Source organism: Paractinoplanes toevensis (assembly GCF_018332695.1).
Classification (GTDB): domain Bacteria; phylum Actinomycetota; class Actinomycetes; order Mycobacteriales; family Micromonosporaceae; genus Actinoplanes; species Actinoplanes toevensis.
This window is the reverse complement of record NZ_BOQN01000010.1, coordinates 58,029-79,695: the sequence shown is the minus strand read 5'-3', so window position 1 is coordinate 79,695 and position 21,667 is coordinate 58,029. Positions and strand designations below refer to the sequence as shown.

Sequence of the window (21,667 nt, the reverse complement as noted above, 5' to 3'; positions counted from 1 at the left end):
ATCCTGGACGACCGTCGCGGAGCCGGCGAGGGAACGGCGCGGTTGCGCCCCGCGCCGGGGCCGGCCCCGCGACGGTGATCTTTCGTCCGCACGGGTGATCGTCGCGTGCGTGTCCGAAGGTGCACATGCTGCACATAGATAGCGCTCTCCCGGGGTCGTCCGCGCCACCCGGATGCATCTCTACTGGCAGGTCACCCTAGCCGCACACATTGGTGATCGCCGATCTTCTCGGCGCCCCTCGATCATGTTGGTGCCGGTCACCGCGTCGCACGGTGCGTACGCCGCTGATCCTGTGGACACATGACGCTCGTATCCGGGGGTAGAGGGACCCCACGGATGGAGGCGTCATGGCAACGCGACGGACCAACCCGCGCGCGTCGATCACCGACGGCGGCATGGTCCATACTGGACGCCGACGCACGCGCGGATGCACGTGCATTTGCACCGGTGCGCTTGTCCGGGGAGGACTCTGATGCGGCTGAGACATCCTTCCGGCCGGATCGTGCACCTGAGTTGTGAGATCGCACCGCGACCGGTGAGCAATCTACCGGGCATCGTCGGGCGGCTCGACACCTATGGGGCCGTCCGGGCGCGACTCGGCGTCGACCTGCTCGGTGTCAACCTCTGGCTTCCCCCCGCACTCGCCGCCGCCCTCGCCGTAGAGAGCCGTGCCCGCACCCGGCTTCGTGCCGAACTCGACGCCCGCCGCCTCGAGGTCGTCACGTTGAGCGGGGCGCCCTTCGGTGAGGGCGGCGGCGAGCAGCCCGCGACGGAAACCCAAGCCGCCACGGAAACTCAGCCGGCCTGGACCGAACCGGCCCGCCGGGAGTACACCCTCGACCTCGCCCGCATCCTGCTCGACCTGCTCGACGCCGAAGCGGTCCGGGGCGCGGTCAGCACCATCGGCTTCGGCCCGCGGTCCGGCTGGGCCGAGGCGTCCGACAAGGCGAGCCTCGGCATCCTGCGCCGGCTCACCGCCGGCCTGGCCGATCTGGCCTGGCAGAACGGGCGCGCGGTCCGGGTCGGCTTCGAGCCCGCCCCCGGCTTCGTGCTCGACACTCCCGAGCAGACCGTGGCCGCGCTCAGCCGCATCGACCGGGAACGCCTCGGTGTCTGCCTCGACCTCGGCCACGTCGCCCGCAACTGGGCCGACCCGGCCGCCGGCATCGAGTCGCTCACCGACGCCGGGCTTTCGATCATCGAAGTCCGGCTCACCGCCGTGCCCGGCGGCACGACCGAACCATGGCGCACCGCCCTGCGCCAGGTCTTCGGTGCCGCCGGGCCCCTCACCGAATACCTCACGCTGCTGTCCCGTTACCCCGACCCGACCCCCGAGCAGATCGCGGCCGACGTGGCGTACCTCCTGGCCGAGCTGGCCGCCCTCGGCCTCGCGCCGGAGAACGAACCCTGCCCGGTGCGATAGCCGCGATCGGCCGCCGCTCCGCGGCCTCGCGCCCGGCCCGGTGGCGGCGATAGAGTCGGGTTCGGCTCCGCCGCTCGGCGGGCCGCCCCGGGAGGCGCAAACCCGGCGCGGCCGGAACGCCTGCCGGTGGTGCCGACCCAAGGTCGGCCCTCCCTCGCCGCCCGCCGATGACGGCTGCGAGCAGGGGAGTTAGACACCATGGCCCGACCCATCACGCTCTTCACCGGCCAGTGGGCCGATCTGCCCTTCGACGAGGTGTGCCGGCTGGCCGCCGAGTGGGGCTACGACGGACTCGAGATCGCCTGCTGGGGTGATCACTTCGAGGTCGACCGGGCGCTCGCCGAGCCCGATTACCTCGACCGCAAGCGCGCGCAGCTGGAGAAGCACAACCTGAAGGTGTTCGCGATCTCCAACCATCTGGTCGGCCAGGCGGTCTGTGACCATCCGATCGACGAGCGCCACCAGGACATCCTGCCCGCCGTGATCTGGGGCGACGGCGATCCGGAAGGGGTGCGGACCCGGGCCGCCGAGCGGATGAAGGACACCGCGCGGGCGGCCGCCCGGTTCGGTGTGCAAACCGTCGTCGGCTTCACCGGGTCGTCGATCTGGCACACCGTGGCGATGTTCCCGCCCGCCTCGCCGGCCATGATCGACCGCGGTTACCAGGACTTCGCCGACCGGTGGAACCCCATTCTCGACGTGTTCGACGAGGTCGGAGTGCGCTTCGCGCACGAGGTCCACCCCAGCGAGATCGCGTACGACTACTGGACCACCCGCCGAGCGCTGGACGCCATCGGGCACCGGCCGGCGTTCGGGCTGAACTGGGATCCGTCGCACTTCGTGTGGCAGGACCTCGACCCGGTCAACTTCATCCTCGAGTTCAAGGACCTGATCTACCACGTGGACTGCAAGGACGCGAAGGTCCGCACCGGCGACGGCCGGCGCGGCCGGCTCAGCTCCCACCTGCCCTGGGCCGACCTGCGGCGCGGCTGGGACTTCGTGTCGACCGGGCACGGCGACGTGCCGTGGGAGGACTGCTTCCGGGCCCTGAACGCGATCGGTTACGACGGCCCGATCTCGATCGAATGGGAGGACGCCGGGATGGACCGCCTGGTCGGGGCGCCCGAGGCACTGCAGTTCGTGCGCCGGCTGGCCTTCGACGCACCCGGCGCCGCGTTCGACGCCGCCTTCTCCTCGTCGTCCTGACGGTGTGACCGAAGGGGGCGGGCCACGCCCGCCCCCTCCGCCGTCACTGCTGCTGCTCGCTGGCTATCCGCACCAACTCGACCAGGCCGCCGGCGTACTCCTGCGACTCGGCGTGCGCCTCGTCGTACGGCGGCTGGAAGCCGACACCCTCCCACTCCTGGGTCGTGTCGTTCCAGATGTCGTTGCCGATCTCGAAGTCCCAGGCGTCGATGCCCAGGTCGTAGTAGAGCTGGTCGGCCGAGTTGCCGGCCGCCGAGTACAGCACGTCCGCGACCGGCCCGGTGTACGACGGCCAGGTCACCGTCCCGCGCTCGGCCGAGATCGCCCCGACGATGCGGCGCGCGCTGTCCAGGAAGAACTTCGACTCGTCGATCGACGGCCGCGGCAGCGTGACCCGCCCGTCCGCCCGGTAGGCGCCCGGCGGCCACATGAAGTAGCCGCCGTAGCTGTGCACGTTCAGCGCGAACTTGATGTTCGGGTGCGCGCTCGCCAGGGCGATCACGTTGCCGCTCTCTGCCTCGGACAGTTCGGCGGTGCCCGCGTACGTGCCGGACAGGCAGTTCGGGCTGCCACCCACGTAACCGTCGAAATAGGAGCCGACCGCGTAGTTGCGGTTCACGTCGACGCCCCACGAATCGCGGTAGCGCGGGTCACGGCTGGTGCCCGTACAGTGATTGACCAGGTTTTTTCGTTGGAAGTTGAAGTCGTTGAACGAGTAGTTCGCGCCGTCCGGGTTCACCGTGGGAATCACGAAGATGTCCACCGTCTCGACGAGCCGCTTGGTGGCCGGGTCGGTCGCGTAATTGGCCAGCAGCCGTTCGGCGAATTCGAGTGTCACCAGCGGGGTGGCCCATTCCCGCGCGTGTTCCTGGCTGTATGCGAGCACCCCGATCTTCGAGCCGTCCCGCACCGCGCCGATCCGCAACGCCTGCACGGTCCACGGTTTCTCGGAGACTTCGGTGCCTTTCAGCCCGTCGTCCAGCCGAACCGGTCCCGCCACCGGCATCGGCAACCCGGCCGAGCCGCTTTCGACGGAGGCCTGGAACCGCTGCGGATACTTCGCCGAGATAAAAGCGGCCACGTCGTCGGTCGAGCTGATCACCTTGCCGCCGGCATCGGTGGCCAAGGTCAAGGTCAGAACCCGATCCCGGTACGCCGCGGACAGCGGCCGATTCGCCTGCCCTGGATCGACCGTCTTCACCTGGACGCCGTTCATTCCCTGATCGCCGAACTTCACCGATTCGACCACCACGGCCGCCGCGTTCGGGTCACCCAGATAGGCCACCGCCGTACGCCGATAGCCCTGGGTCTTGTTCGGCAGATTGAGAACGTCGACCAGTTTCGGGTACTGCCTCTTGAGTCGCTTGATGCGCGCCGAGACGTCCGCCGGCGTCATGTAGGCGTCGACGAAATCCTTCTGATAGCCGGTCGGTGTGGCCGGGGGTGTGGCGTTCGGCCAGACCGCCGGAGTGACCGCGCGGCTCTTTCCGCCGAGACTCGAGGTGGCCACGACCGAGACCGGTTTCGCCGGCAGCGGCTGCGGAAGCGCGTAGTGGTACTGGTATTCACCGGAATCCTCGAAACGAACCAGCTGATAGGAGCCGGTGGCCCCGTCGGCGGTGGTCCAGGTGACGGTGATCTCGACGTCCGGATCGTCGGTCGCCGTGGTCGCGACCTGCGTCTGCAGGAAGGTGCGCCCGCCGGTCGTCCACCAGTAGGCCTGCAGGAACTGCAGCGTGTCGGCGGCCAGCCGCTGCGGTGCGGCCGGACCGGCCGCATCGCCTTCCCGCTGGATCACCTGGACGGGCTGGGCGCCCGCGCCGGTCAGCGCGGCCAGCTGCGCGTTGTCGACCACCAGGTCGGCGAGGACGGCACCATCGGCCGAGGTGCGTGGCCGGGCGGCGATGTCGGCGCCCTCGGCGACGAGCCGTTGCAACGCGGCCTCGTCGGGAAGCCGGAAGCGGATGAGGGCGTGCTCGGCATCGCCCAGCGTGACGGTGGCTGCTTCGGGTGTGGCGCCGGCTCTAGGTGTGGCGCCGGCTGAAGCCGGCGTCAGTGAGACGGTGAGAAGGGCAGCGGAGAGCGCCGCTACCCAGCGATTCCGTGGTGACATCGCACTCCCCTCAGTGCTCGTGCAGCAGGGCGTGGGTCCGGCTGATCTGCGCCCAGGACTTCGGCATCGCCGGCGTGGCCTTCTTGGCCAGGGAGGCGAGCACCGGCTTGGCCGGGGTGTAGAGCCACGCCTGGAACAGGGCGTCCAGGTCCTGGCCGGAGATCTTCTCGGCCAGGGCGGTGAACTCGGCGGTGGTGCCGTTGCCGTAGCGCTGCTCGGCCGTCCAGGTTCGCAGGATCTCGAAGAACGCGTCGTCACCGACGGCCACCCGCAGCTGGTGCAGGGTCATCGCGCCGCGGTCGTAGACGGCGTCGCCGAACAGCTCGGCGGTGCCGGGATCGGCCGGAGCGGTGGTCCAGATCGAGGCGTCGTCCGGGTACGTCGCGTACAGGTAATCGAAGATTTCCTGGGCCGTGCCCTCGTCGTTCTTCTCCGACCACAGCCACTCGGCGTAACTGGCGAAGCCCTCGTTCAGCCAGATGTGCTGCCAGTCGGCCACCGACACCGAGTCACCGAACCACTGGTGGGCGTTCTCGTGCACGACCACCGACGTGTTGGCGCCGCGGCGGAAGAACGAGGCACCGAAGTTCGGGCGGGTCTGGGTCTCCAGGGCGAAACTGATCGAGCCGGGCGGCAGCACGACGCCGCCGCGCGCCTCGAACGGCCACGGGCCGAACAGCGTGCTCTCCCAGTCGGTGATCTCGGCGGTGCGCTCCACGCTGGCCTGCGCGCCGTCCCGCCACTCCGGGCTGAGCAGCTGGGAGTAGGCGTTGTAGACGGTCTGGCCGTCCGCGGTGGTGTCCTGGGTGATGTCGTACTGGCCGACGGTCAGGAACGTCAGGTAGGTGGCCTGCGGTTTCAGCGACCGCCAGCTCCACCGGGTGTAGCCGAGCGTCTCCTGGACCGGGGGCCGCGGCATGCTGCCGTTGCTGATCGCCTCCACCCCGGTCGGCACCGACACCGAGACGTCGAACGTCGCCTTGTCCAGCGGGTGGTCGTTGCTCGGGAACCACCACCAGGCGATCTCCGGTTCGCCGATGGCGAGGGCGCCGTCGGCCGTCCTGGTCCAGGCGGTGAAGCCGGCCGCGACCTTGGTCGACGGAACACCCGAGTACTGCACGACGACGGTCATGGCACCGCCGGCCGCGATCGTCCGGGCCGGGGTGACGACCAGTTCGTGGTCGCCCTCGCGGGCGAAGGTGGCCGGCCGGTTGTTCACGTAGATCGACGCGACGTCGAGCACGAAGTCGAGGTTGAAGCGGCTCAGGTCCTGGGTGGCGGTGGCCAGGATGGTGGTGGTGCCGGTGAGCTTGTCGGTGCTGGGGGTGTAGCGCAGCCGGATGTCGTAGTGGCCGACGTCGTAGCCGCTGTTGCCGTAGTCCGGGAAATAGGTGTCGCCCAGTCCCGGACCACCCGGAGCGGGGGCGGCCTGGGCCGCCACGCCGGTCGCGCCCAGGATCAACGCTGTGGCGGCCATCGCCACGAGCAGTCGTCGCACGGGAGAGTCCTTCCATCGCTTTTGGCTTGGTCCCGCCGAACATATCGGAGTAGTTCGATCTATGCAGACCCTCCACTGTGTCGAATGCCACAGACTCTGAGTAACTTCTGAGATGCCGCCCGTCACCTGCGGCAGCAATATCTCCGAAATATCCGGGCAAGGTGCCACGCCTTGAACGGGTTAGGCGTACCTAATTAGTGTGTCTCCGCATGGATACTCATAAATATGTTGGGCCGGTCTGGTCGCTCTTCCGCATCGTCGTCGGCCTGCTCTTCACGCTGCACGGCGCCGCCACGGTCTTCGGCGTCTTCGGTGGCAACCAGGGCAAGGGCGAGGCGTTGCCGATGGGCCAGTGGCCGGGCTGGTGGGCCGGGCTCATCCAGCTGGTCTGCGGGCTGCTGGTGATGGCCGGCCTCTTCGCCCGGCCGGCGGCCGTCCTCGCGTCCGGCTCCATGGCGTACGCCTACTTCGTCGTCCACCAGCCGCACGCCCTGCTGCCGACCCAGAACGGCGGGGCCGAGGCCGCGCTGTACGCGTGGTCGTTCCTGGCGATCGCGGTGGTCGGCGCCGGACCGTGGTCGGTCGACGCGCTGTGGCGCCGGGACCGCGCGGAGGTCCCCGCCGTGGCCTAGAACCTCTCCTGCAACCGAAGTGCTCCCGTCGATTCCGTTCAAGATCAACGGCCGCTGCCGAAGATCACGGCACGAATCGACCCCTCGGGCCGCCGTCCCCATCCCCGGGGCGCGGCCCCGGAAGGAGCACGGATGCGTCGCAAGACCCGTCCCGTCAGCCACGGTTTCCTGGCGGCGGCCTTCGTCGCCACCGGTCTGGTCGCGCTACCGGCGCTGCCGGCCGCCGCCGCCACCCGCACCTCCGGCACCGTCCACCCCACCGGAGCGCTGGCACCCACGGCGAAGGTCGCGGCCAAGCTCAAGATCCGTGCACTCGGCACCCTGCCGGCCGGCGTCGACCTGCGGGCGGGCGCGCCCGCCGTCGGTGACCAGGGCCAGGTCGGCTCGTGCGTGGCCTGGTCGATCGGGTACAGCCTGAGCGGCTACTACGCCCGCGGCATCGTCGGCGCCGGCGTGCCCTACGCGCCCCTCTACCTCTACATGCGCACCGTCCAGGGCACGCCCGGACCGAACACCGGCCTGTCCGTGTCGGCCGCGCTGCGCAACGAGCAGACCGAGGGCATCGACACCCAGGCCGACTACTGGCAGGGCACCACCAACTACAGCGTCCGGCCCACCGCCGACCAGATCGCCAACGCGGCGAACTACAAGCTCACCGGCTGGACCACGCTGTTCTCCGGCGTGCAGGGCGGCACCAAGGCGCAGACCGCGATCCAGCAGTCGCTCGCCGACGGGACACCGGTGTCGATCACCATCCCGGTGTACTCGGCCTTCGACGCCATCAACTCGATGACGGCCTACAGCAGCACCTCGGGCGCGCTGCGCGGTTACCACCAGGTGACCGCGTACGGCTACGACTCGACCGGCCTGATCATCCGCAACTCGTGGGGCACCCGCTGGGGCAGCTCGGGCGACGCCAAGCTGGCCTGGTCGTTCGTGAACAACAGCGTGCTGGCCGGCTACACCGTCGCCGGGGTCTCCGACAAGGGCCAGGCCACCGTGGGAACGCCCAAGGTCACCGGCCTGTCCACGGCGAAGGCGGCGGCCGGCACGACCGTCACCGTCACCGGCACCAACCTGTCCGGCGCCACCAAGGTCAGCTTCGGGACCGTCGCCGCCGACTTCACCAACGTCACCACCGACGCCGGTGCCGCCGCGATCGCCGCGGTCGTCCCGGCCGGCCAGAAGATCGGCTCGGTCGTCGACGTCACCGTCACCACCAGCGCCGGCACCAGCGCCGTGGTCACCGCCGACAAGTTCACCTACGCCACCCCGGCACCGACCCTGACCCTGCTGACGCCGGCCACTGCGACCACCCTCGGCGGCACCGTGATCACGCTGACCGGCACCAACCTCACCGGCGCCACGGTCAAGGTGGGCGGCGTGGCCGCGAGCACCCGCAACGTCACCGCGACGTCGCTGACCCTCACCGCACCGGTCCGCCCGGCCGGCTCGGCCGACGTCACCGTCACCACGGCCGGCGGCACCGTCTCGCTGCCGCTGACCTACATCGCCCCGGCCGCGCCGACCGTGACGTCGGCGAGCGCCACCACGGTCACCACGAAGACGAGCACCTTGCTCACCGTGACCGGTACGTCGTTCGTCGGCACGGTCACCGCCACCGCCGACGGCAAGAACGCCGCGGTCAGCCGGATCTCGGACACGCAGGTGAAGCTCACCGTCCCGGCCCACGCCGCCGGAACCGTCCCGGTCGTGATCAAGGCGGCCGGCGGCAGCACCGCCCCGATCAGCATCACCTACGTCGCCCCGGCGCCGACGGTGAGCTCGCTCAGCCCGGCGGCCGGCTCGGCCACCAAGGGCGCGGTCGTGACCGTCACCGGCTCCAGTTTCACCGGGGCCACCAGCGTGAAGGTCGGCACCACCGAGGTCCCGTTCCAGGTGCTCTCCGACACCAAGGTGCAGGTGACGGTCCCGGCCACGGCGGCCGGCACCTACCTGGTCACGGTCACCACCCCCAGCGGCACCAACGTGACGAGCACGAAGTACACCGCCCGCGCCTGATCGGCGCCACGAGCCCGGCCCGCCCTGGACTTTCCCGGGGCGGGCCGGCGTGCTTCAGGCTGATCACGTCGACCGTGCCTCAGGGGGCTTGTGGTTGGCCCCGCCGGGACCTTCGGTCCCTCCCGTTCGGTCCGTTCCATGCAGGCTCGGGCCTAGTGGCCCGCGAGGGTAGGGACCAATGGCCCGGATTCCCGGCACGCCGCGGTGCCAGGGTGGAGGAGAGGAACGGCAGGGGAGGAACGGGCGATGACCGAGAAGAACGCGTGGCGTGGATTCACCGAGGGTGCGTGGCGGGACGGGATCGCTGTCCGTGACTTCATCCAGGCCAACTACACGCCCTACACCGGTGACGCCGGGTTCCTCGCCGGACCGACCGAGCGCACTACGGCGGCCTGGGCGAAGCTCACCGCGATGTTCCCCGAGGAGCGCGAGCGCGGCGTCTACGACGTCGACCCGGACACCCCGTCCACCATCACCTCGCACCGTCCGGGCTACATCGACCGGGACGCCGAGCTCATCGTCGGTCTGCAGACCGACGCTCCGCTTCGCCGGGCGATCATCCCCAACGGCGGCTGGCGCATGGTCGAGAGCAGCCTCAAGATGTACGGGTACGAGCCGTCACCGGTGGTCGCGGACATCTTCACCAAGTACCGGAAGACCCACAACTCCGGTGTCTTCGACGTGTACGACGCGAACATCCTCGCCGCGCGCAAGGCCCACATCCTCACCGGCCTGCCCGACGCGTACGGCCGCGGCCGGATCATCGGCGACTACCGGCGGGTCGCCCTCTACGGCGTCGACCACCTGATCGCCGCGAAGAAGGCCGACAAAGCCGCCTCCGGTGCGCCGTTCACCGAGGAGATGATCCGCCGGCGCGAGGAGCTGTCCGAGCAGATCCGGGCGCTGACCGAGCTCAAGCAGATGGCCGCTTCCTACGGCTATGACATCTCCGGCCCGGCGTCGACCGGGCGCGAGGCGATCCAGTGGCTGTACTTCGCGTACCTGGCCGCGGTGAAGGAGCAGAACGGCGCGGCCATGTCGCTCGGGCGCACCTCCACCTTCCTCGACATCTACCTGCAGCGCGACATGGCTTCCGGAGAGTTGACCGAGTCGCAGGCGCAGGAACTCGTCGACGACTTCGTGATCAAGCTGCGGATCGTGCGTTTCCTGCGCACCCCTGAGTACGACGCGCTGTTCTCCGGCGACCCGACCTGGGTCACCGAGTCGATCGGCGGCATCGGCGCGGACGGCCGGCCCCTCGTCACCCGCACCTCGTTCCGCTATCTGCAGACCCTCTACAACCTGGGCCCGGCACCCGAGCCGAACATGACCGTGTTCTGGTCGCCGGCGCTGCCCGAGGGCTTCAAGCGGTTCTGCGCCCAGGTGTCGATCGACACGAGTGCCATCCAGTACGAGTCGGACGAGCTCATGCGGCCGCGCTACGGCGACGACACCGCGATCGCCTGCTGCGTCTCGGCCATGGCGGTCGGCAAGCAGATGCAGTTCTTCGGCGCGCGGGTCAACCTGGCCAAGACCTTGCTCTATGCGATCAACGGCGGCCGGGACGAGATCACCGGAGTCCAGGTCGGACCGGTCCTGGCGCCCCTCACCGGTGCGGTGCTGTCCTATGACGAGGTCGCGCGGCGCTTCGACACGATGATGGACTGGCTCGCACAGACCTACGTGGACGCGCTCAACATCATCCACTACATGCACGACAAGTACGCCTACGAGCGCATCGAGATGGCCCTGCACGACTCGGACATCCTGCGCACGATGGCGTGCGGCATCGCCGGCCTGTCCGTCGCGGCCGACTCGCTGTCGGCGATCAAACACGCCACCGTCCGGCCGGTGCGCAACGACGACGGGCTGATCACCGACTACGAGATCGAGGGCGACTTCCCGGCGTACGGCAACAACGACGACCGGGCCGACAAGATCGCCGCCGAGCTGGTCGAGATCTTCATGTCGAAGATCCGCAAGCACCCGACCTACCGCGACGCCGTGCACACCCAGTCGGTGCTGACCATCACGTCGAACGTCGTCTACGGCAAGGCCACCGGCAACACCCCCGACGGCCGCCGGGCCGGCGGGCCGTTCGCCCCCGGCGCCAACCCGATGAACGGCCGTGACAAGCACGGCATGGTCGCCGCGGCGCTGTCGGTGGCGAAGCTGCCCTACGAGCACAGCCTCGACGGCATCTCGCTGACCACCACGGTCACCCCGGCCGGCCTCGGCAACACCAGGCTCGAGCAGGTCACCAACCTGGTTGGCGTGCTCGACGGCTACACCAGCGTCAACGGCTTCCACATGAACGTCAACGTGCTCGACCGGGCCACCCTCGAAGACGCGATGGCCCACCCGGAGAACTACCCGCAGCTGACCATCCGGGTCTCCGGTTACGCCGTCAACTTCGTCCGCCTGACGACCGAACAGCAGAAGGACGTCATCTCCCGCACCTTCCACGGCGCGCTGTAGTCATGGTGGGGTCGGTGCACTCGTGGGACGTCGTCACCGCCGCCGACGGGCCGGGCACCAGGTTCGTGACGTTCCTCGCCGGCTGCCCGCTGCGCTGCCTCTACTGCCACAACCCCGACACGTGGCAGCGGCGCAGCGGCCGGCCGATGACGGTCGAGGGACTCATCGCCAAGATGCTGACGTTCCGGCCGTTCATCCGGGCCGCCGGGGGAGGGGTGACGGTCTCCGGCGGCGAGCCGCTGCTGCAGCCGAGCTTCGTGGCGGACTACCTGCGCCGCTGCCAGGAGTACGGAATGCACACGGCCCTGGACACGTCCGGCTTCCTGGGCGCCCGGGCCACCGACGAGTTGCTCGACGACACCGACCTGGTCCTGCTCGACGTGAAATCGTCGATCCCGTCGCTCTACCGGAAGGTGACCGGCATGCCGCTGGAGCCGACGATCGCCTTCGGCAACCGCCTGGCCGCCCGCGGCAACCGCATCCGCCTGCGCTTCGTCCTGGTGCCGGGTCTGACCGACGCCCGGGAAAACGTCGAGGGCATCGCGAAACTGGCCGCCGGCTGGGGCAACATCGACCGGGTCGACGTGCTCGGCTACCACCGCCTGGGCGTAGCGAAGTACGAGAAGCTGGGCCTGCGCTACCCCCTGGACGGCGTCCCGCCACCCACCCCCGAGCAGTTGGCCACCGCGGCAGCAATCTTCGCCGACCACGGCCTGGAAGTCAGCGTCACCTGACGGCAGCACCTATCGTCATCCGGGTGACTGCTCAGCCGGTGATCATCGACTGCGACCCCGGACACGACGACGCGCTGGCCCTGCTGCTGGCGGCCGGTGACTCGCGGGTTCGCCTGCTCGGGGTCACCACCGTGGCCGGCAACCAGACGCTCGACAAGACGACGAGGAACGCGCTGCGGATTCTCGCCCTGGCCGGGATCGCCGGTGTTCCGGTCGCGGCCGGCTCCGACCGGCCGCTGGTCGGCGAACTCACCGTGGCCGAGGACATTCACGGCTCGTCCGGGTTGGACGGGCCCGACCTTGACGGGCCGGTCGGCGAGGTCGCGGGCGTGCACGCGGTCGAGCTGATGCGGCGGCTGATCGCCGGGTCGGCCGAGCCGGTCACGCTGATCGCCACCGGGCCGCTGACCAACGTCGCGCTGCTGCTGCGCACCCACCCCGAGGTCGTGCCCGGTCTGAACCGCATCGTCTTCATGGGTGGCTCGACCGAGCGCGGCAACACCACGCCCTACGGCGAGTTCAACATCGTCACCGACCCCGAGGCGGCCGACATCGTGCTGCGCTCGGGGCTGCCGACCACGATGATCGGCCTGAACGTCACCCACCTGGCCCTGGCCACCACCGAGGTCATCGCCGAGTTCCGGGGGATGGGCACTCGGCTGGGCACCATCTGCGCCGAGCTGATGACGTTCTTCGCGAGCGCCTACCGCCGCGAGTTCGGCTTCGAGCACCCGCCGGTGCACGACCCGATCGCCGTGGCCGCCGTCCTCGACCCGTCGATCGTCCGGACGGTGCCGGCCGCGGTCGCCGTCGAGCTGAACGGCACGCACACCCGCGGCGCCACCGTCGTCGACCTCCATCACCGCACCGGCGCCACCCCGAACGCGGACGTCGCGGTGGGCCTGGACGTGGACGCGTTCTGGCGGCTGCTCATGGCCGCGGTGCGTCGCTGTGCTGCCGGCGCACCATCTCGGTGATCCAGACGGGAGCGAACGGGGACGTGCAGTTCGGGGGAGTCGGGTAGTCCCGGAGCACCCCCAGGCGCTCGCCGATGTCGATCGCGCGGTCGCGGTGGCCGGCGTGCTCGATGCCGATCTGGGCCAGGCAGTGGTTCATCGCCCACTGCAGGCGGTCGGGAGCGTCCCGCATCTCCGCCTCGATGACGTCGAGCAGCCCGGCGAGATCGAGGGTCTCGGGTTTCCGCGCCACTCGTTCGGTGGTCAGCGCCCAACCGGCGCTCGCCACCACCGGGTCCGGATCGGCCAGCCAGGCCAGGCGCAGTTCCTCGGCGTGCGGATTCTTCTTCACCACGTAGTTCACCAGCCAGTCGTGCACCTTGGGGGTGCGCGCCTCGCGCAGCATGCCGTCCAGTTCGGCCCGCTCGAACAGCTTGGGGCGGCAGATCAGCAGCGCCAGCAGCCGGGCCGCGGTGTCACCGGTCTGCCAGAGCTTGCGGGCGAGTTCCGGCTGCGTCTTCAGCTGTTTCCCGAGCGCGCGCAGTTTGCCGAGGTTGATCCCGTGGTCGTCACCGTGTTTCTCGTTGATCTCGCGGGCCCGGGGATCCTCCATGGCGGCCAGTTCGGCCATCACCTCGGCCACCGTGGTCTCGCTCACCGCTGCCTCCGATCGCCGAGGGGGTGCGGGCCGGTCGGCCCGCACCCCGGTCGCTCAACCCACGACGGAGCGTAGCGGGATCCCGGCCGTCCGGAGGTCGGCCACCAGGTCACGCAGGTACGGGTGTTCGTCGAACTTCAGACCGTCCGGGTTGGGGATGGTCAGGTAGGCCGAGTCGCCCACCACCGCGACCGTCGCCGTGTCCGTGTAGCGGCTGACCAGGCTCCGGGTGCGGGTCAGGTCGGCGGTGGCCACCTGGATGCGGTCCGGTCGCCACTCGCCGCCCAGGTTGGCCGGGACCGGCTGGGCCGCCGCGGCCGCCCGCGCCGGGGCGGGACCGGGTGCGCGCAGCGACGCCGCGGTGCCGGCCGGGTGCAGCAGCGCGTTGGCCACCAGCTGCTGGCCACTCTCGGTGTACGCCCGGAACAGCGGGTTGAACGCGAACAGCACCGCGTGCCCGGCGCCGGTCGGCTCGTCCACCACCACCGACGTTCCCTTCAGGATGTCGGCCTGCACGGTGTAGCCGTTGTGCCAGAACGTATCGCCGGCGGGGTAGGTGACCACGTTGACCCCGGTGGTGGTCGGGTTGAGGATCGGGTCGTCGTTGTTGAACTGGAAGTCCTCGGCCGGGCGGCCCAGCGCGACCGGGCTGCTGCCGTCCACGTCGACCCGCAGGTGCGAGCCGATCACCAGGTAGTCGTCCGGTTTCGGTTTCTCGGTGGTGGAGGTCAGGCCGGCCGCCCGGGCCAGCCGGGTGCCCTCGTTGCGCAGTCCGATGTAGGTGTGGCCCTGGGCGATCCAGTTCCGCAGGTTGGCCTGGCCGGCCGCGGTGAGCCCGCCGGTCGCGCTGCTGCCGTCCGGCACCAGCAGGACCGTACGGCCGGTGAACGCGGCCGTGTTGTCGTTGATGTCGGCCGTGGTCACCGGCGTCAGGTTCAGGCCCCACCGCTCGCCGAGAACGTACCGGGCCTCGCCGTACGAGCCGGAGGTGGTGGAGATGCCGGTGCCGCGGAACAGGCCGACGTCGGGCCGGGCGATCGGGGCCCCGGCGGCGGGACGGCGGCCGGCGGTCAGGGTGACGCCGAGTGACCGGGCGAGCCGGTCGACGGCCGGCGTGACTCCGGCGCCCGGCACCCGGACCAGATCGCCGTCGCGGACGGCGGCGACACCCAGCCCGAGCAGCCGGAAGGTCAGCTGGGCGGCGGCCGCCGAATCCAGGGGGTACGTGTACGACGGTGCCGGCCCGGTCCGGCCACCGGAAAGACGCCGGACCAGCTCGGCCCGGGGCCGCACCACGTCACCGGTGTAGATGGTGTCGATGCCCATCAGCAGCGGATTGCTCCACGACGACACGTCGTAGAAGTACGGGAACGGAACGTACGGGTCCTCGCCCAGCGTCGCCTGGATCCAGTGTTTCTGCGGCTGGTCCATCGGGATCCAATACGCGCCGGCCGGCACGGGGACGTTGCTGGCAGTCCGGCCGCCGAAGATCCGGGCGTTGCGCACCTTGAGCGGTTTGGTGACCTCGTACACCTCGACGTCCATCCGGCGCAGCCGCTCGACCAGCTGCCGGACGTCGGCGAGCTGCCGGTCCGGCAGCAGGAAGTACGACCTGACCTTGATGTCCGGCACCGGGAACTGGACCTCGTTGGTCGGCTGGACAACCTCGTTGGGTTCGAGCGCGCCGGCCCGGCCCTCGGCGAGCGCGTCCGCCCAAATCTTGTAGTAGCCGGTGAGCACCTCGCGCTTGTTGGCGGCGGCCCAGCCCAGGGTTGCCCACTGGGTGTTGAACTGCTGCTGGACCCGATCCTGAACCGCCGAGGCACTTCCCTTCTCGTACGTCATCCCGGCCGCGCCGAACCCGGTGGCCGGAACCGTGTCGCCGTAGCCCATGTAGAACAGGTCGTAGACGTCGTAGTTGAAGTAGCACTCGGTGGTCACGGTGTCGGTGCAGGCGCCGTTGTAGCCGAACCCGGCCTTGTTGGCCGCGCCGATCCGGTTGATCCAGTCGACCGGCTCGTCGGCGATCTCGTGGTGGATCGGGTCGGCGTTGGGCGGGAAGAAGTACTGCTGCCCGCCCATCTCGTGGGCGTCGACGAAGACCTGCGGCGGAAGCTTCCGGAGCAGTTCGAGCTTGCTGTCGGTCTCCGGCTGGGTGCGCGCGAACCAGTCCCGGTTCAGGTCGAAGCCGTACTCGTTCTGCCGCCGGCTCGCGTCCCGGCCGTCCGGGTTCTGGGTCGGCAGGATCACCGTGATCAGGTTGTCGTTGCGCTGCTTGACTGCGCAGGACAGCCCGGCGGCCAGCTCGTACAGCGTCTTGAGCGAGGCGTCGGCGCCGCTCTTCTCGCCGCCGTGCACGTTGCCGGCGATCCAGACGACGGCCGGCCGCTTGGCGGCGATCCGGCGGGCCTGGCCGGCGCTGGTCTCGCGGGGGTCGCGAAGGCTGCGAAGGTCGTTCAGGGCGCCCGGCTTGTTGGAGACCACGGCGTACGGCAGCGGCCGGCCGAGCACGCTGGTCCCCATCGTGCCGGTGACGACCCGGTCGGACGCCCGGTCCACCGCGCTCAGGTAGTCGCTGATCTCGCCGTTGGTGACCACCCGCTGCTGGCCGAGGCCGAGCGGAAAGCCGAGGAACGTCTCCGGGCTCGGCACGGTGCTCAGGTGGGCGGCGGGGTCGGTGCTGCACGCGGCGTCGGCCGGGGTCCCGCCCAGAAGCGGGGTGAGGCCGGCCGTCAGCGCGACCGCCATGACGGCCGCCAGGCGTTTCGGAATTCGCATCGCATCCTCGTTTCCGTCCCGAGAAATCTGCGATGGTCAATCTATCGGCTTGGTCGGCGGAGCGGACCGGAAAGCACTTCACGGGGCCGCCCGGGCCTGCTTTCAGCGTGTGTTCAGGCGCCGTACGCGAGGATGGACTTTCCCGACCATCCGGAGGCAGGCACATGCGCGTTCTCGTCGTCGACGACGAGAAAAGGCTGACCAGGTCGTTGCGGGCCGGCCTGACGGCGGAGGGCTTCGCGGTCGACGTGGCCCACGACGGGGTCGACGGGCTGTGGCTGGCCCGGGAGAACACCTACGACGTGATCGTGCTCGACCTGATGCTCCCGGGCATCAACGGTTACCGGATCTGCGCGACGCTGCGCGCGGAGAAGGACTGGACGCCGATCCTCATGCTCACCGCCAAGGACGGCGAGTGGGACCAGGTGGAAGGCCTCGATACCGGGGCCGACGACTACCTCACCAAGCCGTACTCGTTCCCGGTGCTCGTCGCCCGCCTGCGCGCGATCGCCCGGCGCGGGGCCCGTGAGCGCCCGACCCAGCTCGAGGTGGGTGACCTGCGGGTGGATCCGGCGACCCGGCGGGTCTGGCGCGGCGGCACCGAGATCGAGCTGACCGCGCGGGAGTTCTCGCTGCTCGACTTCCTGGCCCGGCACCGCGACGAGGTGGTCTCGAAACGGCAGATCCTCGACGGGGTGTGGGACGCCGACTTCGAGGGCGACCCCAACATCGTCGAGGTCTACGTCCGGCACCTCCGTAACAAGATCGGCCGGGAGGCGATCCAGACGCTGCGGGGCGCCGGCTACCGGCTGGGTGGCCACGGTGGCTGAGGCCCGCACACGCACCAGCGTCCGCACACGCACCACCGCCGCGGCCGTGCTGATCGTCGCGCTGGCGCTGGTCGCCGGGGCGGTCACGCTCGTGGCCCTGATGCGCGACTCGTTGCGCGACGGGCTGGCGAACACCGCCGAGCAGCGGGCCGCCGCGCTGGCCGGCCAGATCGAGACGACCGGACTGCCGGCCGCGGGCGTGGCGGACGACGATGACGACCCGGAACTCGTCTGGCAGGTCCTGGACGAGCGCGGCGCGGCCGTTCGCTCCTCAACGCCGCTGAGCGAGCCGCTGCCCACCGAGGACGCGGACACGGTCCGGCTGCCGGGCGCCGGCCATCCGTACGCCGTGGTGACCGAGGAGGCCGGGACCTACACCGTGGCGGTCGCGGTCTCTCTCGAGGAGGTCGACGACTCGGCGGCGGCCCTGGTGACGCCGCTGCTGGTCGGCCTGCCGCTGATGCTGCTGCTGGTCGGCGGCGTGACCTGGGTGGTGACCGGCCGGGCGTTGGCGCCGGTGGAGCACATCCGGCGGGAGGTCGAGGAGATCACCGGCGATCGGCTGGACCGGCGGGTTCCCGAGCCGCCGTCCCGCGACGAGATCAACCGGCTCGCGCGCACGATGAACCGGATGCTGGCCCGTCTGGAGGAGTCCCGCGCGAGCCGGCAACAGTTCGTCGCCGACGCGTCGCACGAACTGCGCTCGCCGCTGGCCAGCATCCGCCAGGCGGCCGAGGTGACCCGGGACCACCCGGGGGCGCTGCCCGAGGGCGAGCTGGCCGAGGCGGTGCTGGAGGAGGCCGCGCGCATGCAGCGGCTCGTCGAGCAACTGCTGTTGCTCACCCGGGCCGACGGTGGGGCGCTGGCGCGGCAGGAGGTGGACCTCGACGACCTGGCTCTGGCCGAGGCGCGCCGCGCCGCCCGCCCCGGCCTGCAGGTCGACACGTCGGGGGTCGGTGCCGGGCGGGTGCGGGGCGAGCCGACCACGCTCGCCCAGGTCGTGCGCAATCTGGTCGACAACGCCGCCCGGCACGCCGCCGGCCGGGTGGCCGTGTCGGTGCGCGAGGCCGGCGGCGGCGTGGAACTGGTCGTCGAGGACGACGGCGCCGGCATCCCGGCCGAGCAGCGGGAGCGGGTCTTCGAGCGGTTCGTGCGGCTGGACGAGGCGCGGGCCCGGGACGCCGGCGGCAGTGGCCTCGGCCTGGCCATCGTCCGGCAGATCGTCACCGCGCACGAGGGCACGGTCACGGTGTCCACCTCGTCGCTCGGCGGCGCACGGTTCGCCGTACACCTGCCGGTCTGAAGGTTTTTTCAGGAGCATTCAGGCTGGCTTCAGCGGGGCGGGCGCAGGGTGTGGTCATTCCGATTCCGTACGAGGAAGGCATCACCTGATGAGGAAGCTCCGCACCAAGCGCGTCATCATTCCCACCGTCGCCGTCGTCGCCGCCCTCGGTGTCGGCAGCGTGGCCTGGGCCACCACGGCCAGCGCCGACGCCGACACCGCCGACCGCGCACTGCCCGCCGCCGAGCGTGCCTCGGCCGAGCAGGCGGCACTGGGCGCGGTCAGCGGCGGAACCGTCATCGACGTGGAGGCGGGCGACGACGGCGACGCGGCCTACGAGGTCGAGGTGCGCGCCGCCGACAACACCGAGTGGGACGTCGACCTGGACGCCGGTTTCCAGGTGCTGCGCAAGACCGCCGACAACTAGGGAGTCAGCCGGGTGCGGAGGTCGGCCTTGAGGATCTTGCCGACCTTCGACCTGGGCAGGTCCTCCCAGATCTCGATCTGTTTCGGGGACTTCACGCTGCCGATCCGCTCCTTCACGAAGGCGGCGATCTCCGCCTTGTCGACCGTCGCGCCGTCGCGCAGCTGGAGGATCGCGGTCACCCGTTCGCCCCACTTGTCGTCGGGCAGGCCGATCACCGCGCAGTCCTGGACCGCCGGGTGCTGCATGAGGACCTGTTCGACCTCGGTCGAGTACACGTTGAAACCTCCAGTGATCACCATGTCCTTGGCCCGGTCCACGATGAACAGGTAGTTGTCGTCGTCGAGGTAGCCGATGTCGCCGGTGTGGTGCCAGCCGTGCGCCGAGGCGGCCGCGGTCGCCGCCGGGTCGCGGTGGTAGCCACGCATCACCAGCGAGCCGCGGGCCACGATCTCTCCGGTCGCGCCGCGCGGGAGCAACTCGCCGTCCGGCCCCATGATGGCCACCGTGACCAGGGGCGACGGGCGCCCGGCCGAGGACAGCCGGGCGACGGCGACACTGCCGTCGGGCAGGTAGTGGTCGGCCGGCGCCATCGTGGAGATCATCATCGGCGCCTCGGTCTGGCCGAACAGTTGCGCCATCGGCCCGATCCGGCCCAGGGCCTCTTCCAGCCGGGCCGCCGACATCGGCGCCGCGCCGTACCAGAAGCAGGCCAACGACGACAGGTCGGCGGCGTCCAGCGAGGGGTGCGCGAGCACCATGTAGATCAGCGTCGGCGGCAGGAAGGTGTGCGTCACCCGGTGCCGCTCGATCAGCGTGATGAATTCGGCCACGTCCGGCTTGCGCATGATGACGATCTCGCCGCCCCGGGCCAGCACCGGGAAGCACAGCACCCCGGCGGCGTGGGTGAGCGGGGCGAGCGCCAGGTAGACCGGCGGGTCCGATGCCGGCCACGGATAGCTCATCAGCGTGATCGCTGTCATGACGAGAAGGTTGGCCCCGGTCAGCTCGACGCCCTTGGGCCGCCCGGTGGTCCCGCCGGTGCCGACGATCATGGCGAGGTCATCGTCCGCCGGCAGATCAACGGTCGCGGAGGAGGCGGACAGGAACTCGTCCCAGTCCGTGTCGAGGCAGACGAGCGTGGTCAGGCCATCGCTGATCTTCTCGACCAGGGGCGCGAACGCTTCCTGGTAGATCAGCGTGGTGCAGCCGAACAGGGTCAGCAACTCCCGGTTCTCGTACGCCTCGTTCCTGGGGTTGATCGGGCACCACACCGCGCCGGCCCGGCTGATGCCGAAGACGCAGGTGAAGGCGGTGGGATCGTTCCCGGAGAGGACCGCCACCCGATCTCCGGGAACGACCCCCCGGGCGGCCAGCGCCGCCGCGATGCGGAAGCTGAGCTCCCGCACCTGGCCGTACGTCCGGCTGGTGCCGTCCGTGGTGAGGCAGGGCGCGTCCGGGTCGAGGGACGCGCCCTTGTCGAGGTAGTCGACGAGCCGCATGACTCAGCGCTCCACCGTGACCGTCGGCTCGCGGACCAGGCCGAAGCTGGTCAGCACGCCGAGCAGTTCGCGGTGCCCGAAGGCCTGGCAGCCGGAGGCGAAACCGACCCGGCGCGGCGGGCGCTGCAGCAGGTGGTAGGCGGCGTACGCCTGCATCAGGCCGGTCTGCTTGTAGTTCGAGTTGCCGTAGATCACGCAGTGCGCCCGGCCGAGCGGCCCGGAGGCGTGCACCGAGTCGACCGACTTGTTCAGGCGCGGGTTCTCCCGGGGCGGCATCTGGTTCATGACCTGCGCGGCGGTCGCGGTCAGGGCCGCGTACCGATCGGCGGGGTTCATGTCCTTGGTCGCTTCCAGCGCGCCCGCGACGATCTGCGGAACCCCGTTCATCAGGGCGTTGTTGAAGACGCCGCCGAGCACCTTGACGTTGGCGACCCGCGGGTCGGAGCGGTACCACACCGGGTGCGACGTGCCGCCCCACGGCAGGGCCAGGGCCAGCTCGTGCTGCCCGGGCAGCACCAGCTGATAGAGGCCGGCGGACGGGTCCCACTCCTCGTAGCGGTTCTGCTCCAGCCGGAAGGCGCCCGAGGTGGCCGCGTTGACCAGGATCGTCAGCGTGGACGCGATGGTCGGGCTGCCGCCCCAGAACACCGCGATGTCAAGGGTGTCCAGTCCGGGCTTCTCCAGGCACAGCTCGGCGGCGATCTCGCCGGTCGTGTACATCTGCGCGATGCCGGGCGCGAGCAGCAGGCCGGCCGCGGCGAAGTCGGAGCCGTACTTCTCGTCGCAGGTGATCATCCAGTCCTGCTCGCCGGTGGTGTCCAGGTAGTGCGTGCCGGCGGCCAGGCACGCCTCGGCGACCTCCGGCCCGTACACGCTGAACGGCCCGACCGTGTTGCACACCACCGCGGCTCCGGAGAACAGCTCGGTGAGTTCCTTGGTGTCGTGCGCGACCTCGACGATCTCGTAGTCGGCGGTCTCGATGCCGGCCACGTTCTGCCGCATCGAGGCGTCCAGCTTGTCGGCACTGCGCCCGGCCGCGATGAACGGCACGTTGTACTCGCGCAGGTATTCGCAGATCAGCCGGCCGGTGTAACCGGAGGCGCCGTAGACGACGACGGGCTTGGTGGCCAT

At 70.3% G+C, this 21,667-nt stretch carries 16 protein-coding genes; 10 read left to right on the top strand and 6 right to left on the bottom strand.

What is annotated here, in order from left to right:
• The first annotated feature begins 535 nt into the window (after nucleotides 1-535).
• Complete coding sequence (locus Ato02nite_RS03810) at nucleotides 536-1,423, top strand: sugar phosphate isomerase/epimerase family protein (protein ID WP_246606038.1); 888 nt, start codon at nucleotides 536-538, stop codon at nucleotides 1,421-1,423.
• A gap of 198 nt (nucleotides 1,424-1,621) precedes the next feature.
• The gene (locus Ato02nite_RS03805) at nucleotides 1,622-2,629 is read left to right on the top strand and encodes a sugar phosphate isomerase/epimerase family protein (protein WP_213004942.1); all 1,008 of its coding nucleotides are present in this window, start codon (nucleotides 1,622-1,624) and stop codon (nucleotides 2,627-2,629) included.
• A 43-nt stretch (nucleotides 2,630-2,672) separates the two neighbouring features.
• Here Ato02nite_RS03805 and Ato02nite_RS03800 read toward each other — a convergent pair whose 3' ends face one another.
• Both Ato02nite_RS03800 and Ato02nite_RS03795 read right to left on the bottom strand, forming a co-directional pair.
• On the bottom strand, nucleotides 2,673-4,742 hold the full coding sequence (locus Ato02nite_RS03800) for a M14 family zinc carboxypeptidase (RefSeq protein ID WP_213004941.1): 2,070 nt from the start codon (nucleotides 4,740-4,742) through the stop codon (nucleotides 2,673-2,675).
• Nucleotides 4,743-4,752: 10 nt separating this feature from the next.
• Complete coding sequence (locus Ato02nite_RS03795; protein ID WP_438873007.1) at nucleotides 4,753-6,240, bottom strand: M1 family metallopeptidase; 1,488 nt, start codon at nucleotides 6,238-6,240, stop codon at nucleotides 4,753-4,755.
• Nucleotides 6,241-6,449: 209 nt separating this feature from the next.
• On the opposite strand from Ato02nite_RS03795, the gene Ato02nite_RS03790 reads away from it, so the two are divergent.
• From Ato02nite_RS03790 to Ato02nite_RS03770, 5 genes are all read left to right on the top strand, one after another.
• Nucleotides 6,450-6,872 (top strand): DoxX family protein, encoded by a 423-nt coding sequence (locus tag Ato02nite_RS03790; protein WP_213004940.1) that lies wholly within the window; start codon nucleotides 6,450-6,452, stop codon nucleotides 6,870-6,872.
• Nucleotides 6,873-7,004: 132 nt separating this feature from the next.
• On the top strand, nucleotides 7,005-8,894 hold the full coding sequence (locus Ato02nite_RS03785) for an IPT/TIG domain-containing protein (RefSeq protein WP_213004939.1): 1,890 nt from the start codon (nucleotides 7,005-7,007) through the stop codon (nucleotides 8,892-8,894).
• A 246-nt stretch (nucleotides 8,895-9,140) separates the two neighbouring features.
• A complete protein-coding gene (gene pflB, locus Ato02nite_RS03780; protein ID WP_213004938.1) occupies nucleotides 9,141-11,372 on the top strand; it encodes a formate C-acetyltransferase in 2,232 nt (743 codons plus the stop codon).
• Between the two features lie 14 nt (nucleotides 11,373-11,386).
• Nucleotides 11,387-12,106 (top strand): pyruvate formate-lyase-activating protein, encoded by a 720-nt coding sequence (gene pflA / locus Ato02nite_RS03775; RefSeq protein WP_246606036.1) that lies wholly within the window; start codon nucleotides 11,387-11,389, stop codon nucleotides 12,104-12,106.
• 23 nt (nucleotides 12,107-12,129) lie between these two features.
• Nucleotides 12,130-13,083, top strand: a complete 954-nt coding sequence (locus Ato02nite_RS03770) for a nucleoside hydrolase (protein WP_246606034.1) — start codon at nucleotides 12,130-12,132, stop codon at nucleotides 13,081-13,083.
• Here the strand turns inward: Ato02nite_RS03770 and Ato02nite_RS03765 are convergent.
• Nucleotides 13,037-13,693, bottom strand: a complete 657-nt coding sequence (locus Ato02nite_RS03765) for a DNA alkylation repair protein (RefSeq protein WP_213005041.1) — start codon at nucleotides 13,691-13,693, stop codon at nucleotides 13,037-13,039. The genes Ato02nite_RS03770 and Ato02nite_RS03765 overlap by 47 nt on opposite strands.
• A gap of 81 nt (nucleotides 13,694-13,774) precedes the next feature.
• Nucleotides 13,775-16,498 carry a M14 family zinc carboxypeptidase gene (locus tag Ato02nite_RS03760; protein WP_213004936.1) on the bottom strand — a complete coding sequence of 908 codons (2,724 nt, stop codon included), beginning with the start codon at nucleotides 16,496-16,498 and terminating at the stop codon, nucleotides 13,775-13,777.
• 164 nt (nucleotides 16,499-16,662) lie between these two features.
• Here Ato02nite_RS03760 and Ato02nite_RS03755 point away from each other — a divergent pair, with 164 nt between their 5' ends.
• The 3 genes from Ato02nite_RS03755 to Ato02nite_RS03745 all read left to right on the top strand — a co-directional run bounded on the left by Ato02nite_RS03755 (nucleotide 16,663) and on the right by Ato02nite_RS03745 (nucleotide 19,037).
• Nucleotides 16,663-17,328, top strand: coding sequence for a response regulator transcription factor (locus Ato02nite_RS03755; protein ID WP_213004935.1), 666 nt, complete (start codon nucleotides 16,663-16,665; stop codon nucleotides 17,326-17,328).
• Nucleotides 17,321-18,631 (top strand): sensor histidine kinase, encoded by a 1,311-nt coding sequence (locus Ato02nite_RS03750; RefSeq protein WP_213004934.1) that lies wholly within the window; start codon nucleotides 17,321-17,323, stop codon nucleotides 18,629-18,631. The genes Ato02nite_RS03755 and Ato02nite_RS03750 overlap by 8 nt, the downstream gene beginning before the upstream one ends.
• Before the next feature lie 88 nt (nucleotides 18,632-18,719).
• A complete protein-coding gene (locus Ato02nite_RS03745) occupies nucleotides 18,720-19,037 on the top strand; it encodes a PepSY domain-containing protein (RefSeq protein WP_213004933.1) in 318 nt (105 codons plus the stop codon).
• Here Ato02nite_RS03745 and Ato02nite_RS03740 read toward each other — a convergent pair.
• Both Ato02nite_RS03740 and Ato02nite_RS03735 read right to left on the bottom strand, forming a co-directional pair.
• On the bottom strand, nucleotides 19,034-20,536 hold the full coding sequence (locus Ato02nite_RS03740) for an acyl-CoA synthetase (RefSeq protein ID WP_213004932.1): 1,503 nt from the start codon (nucleotides 20,534-20,536) through the stop codon (nucleotides 19,034-19,036). The genes Ato02nite_RS03745 and Ato02nite_RS03740 overlap by 4 nt on opposite strands.
• A gap of 3 nt (nucleotides 20,537-20,539) precedes the next feature.
• Nucleotides 20,540-21,667: a DUF5938 domain-containing protein gene (locus Ato02nite_RS03735; RefSeq protein ID WP_213004931.1), complete on the bottom strand. Its 1,128-nt coding sequence runs from the start codon at nucleotides 21,665-21,667 to the stop codon at nucleotides 20,540-20,542.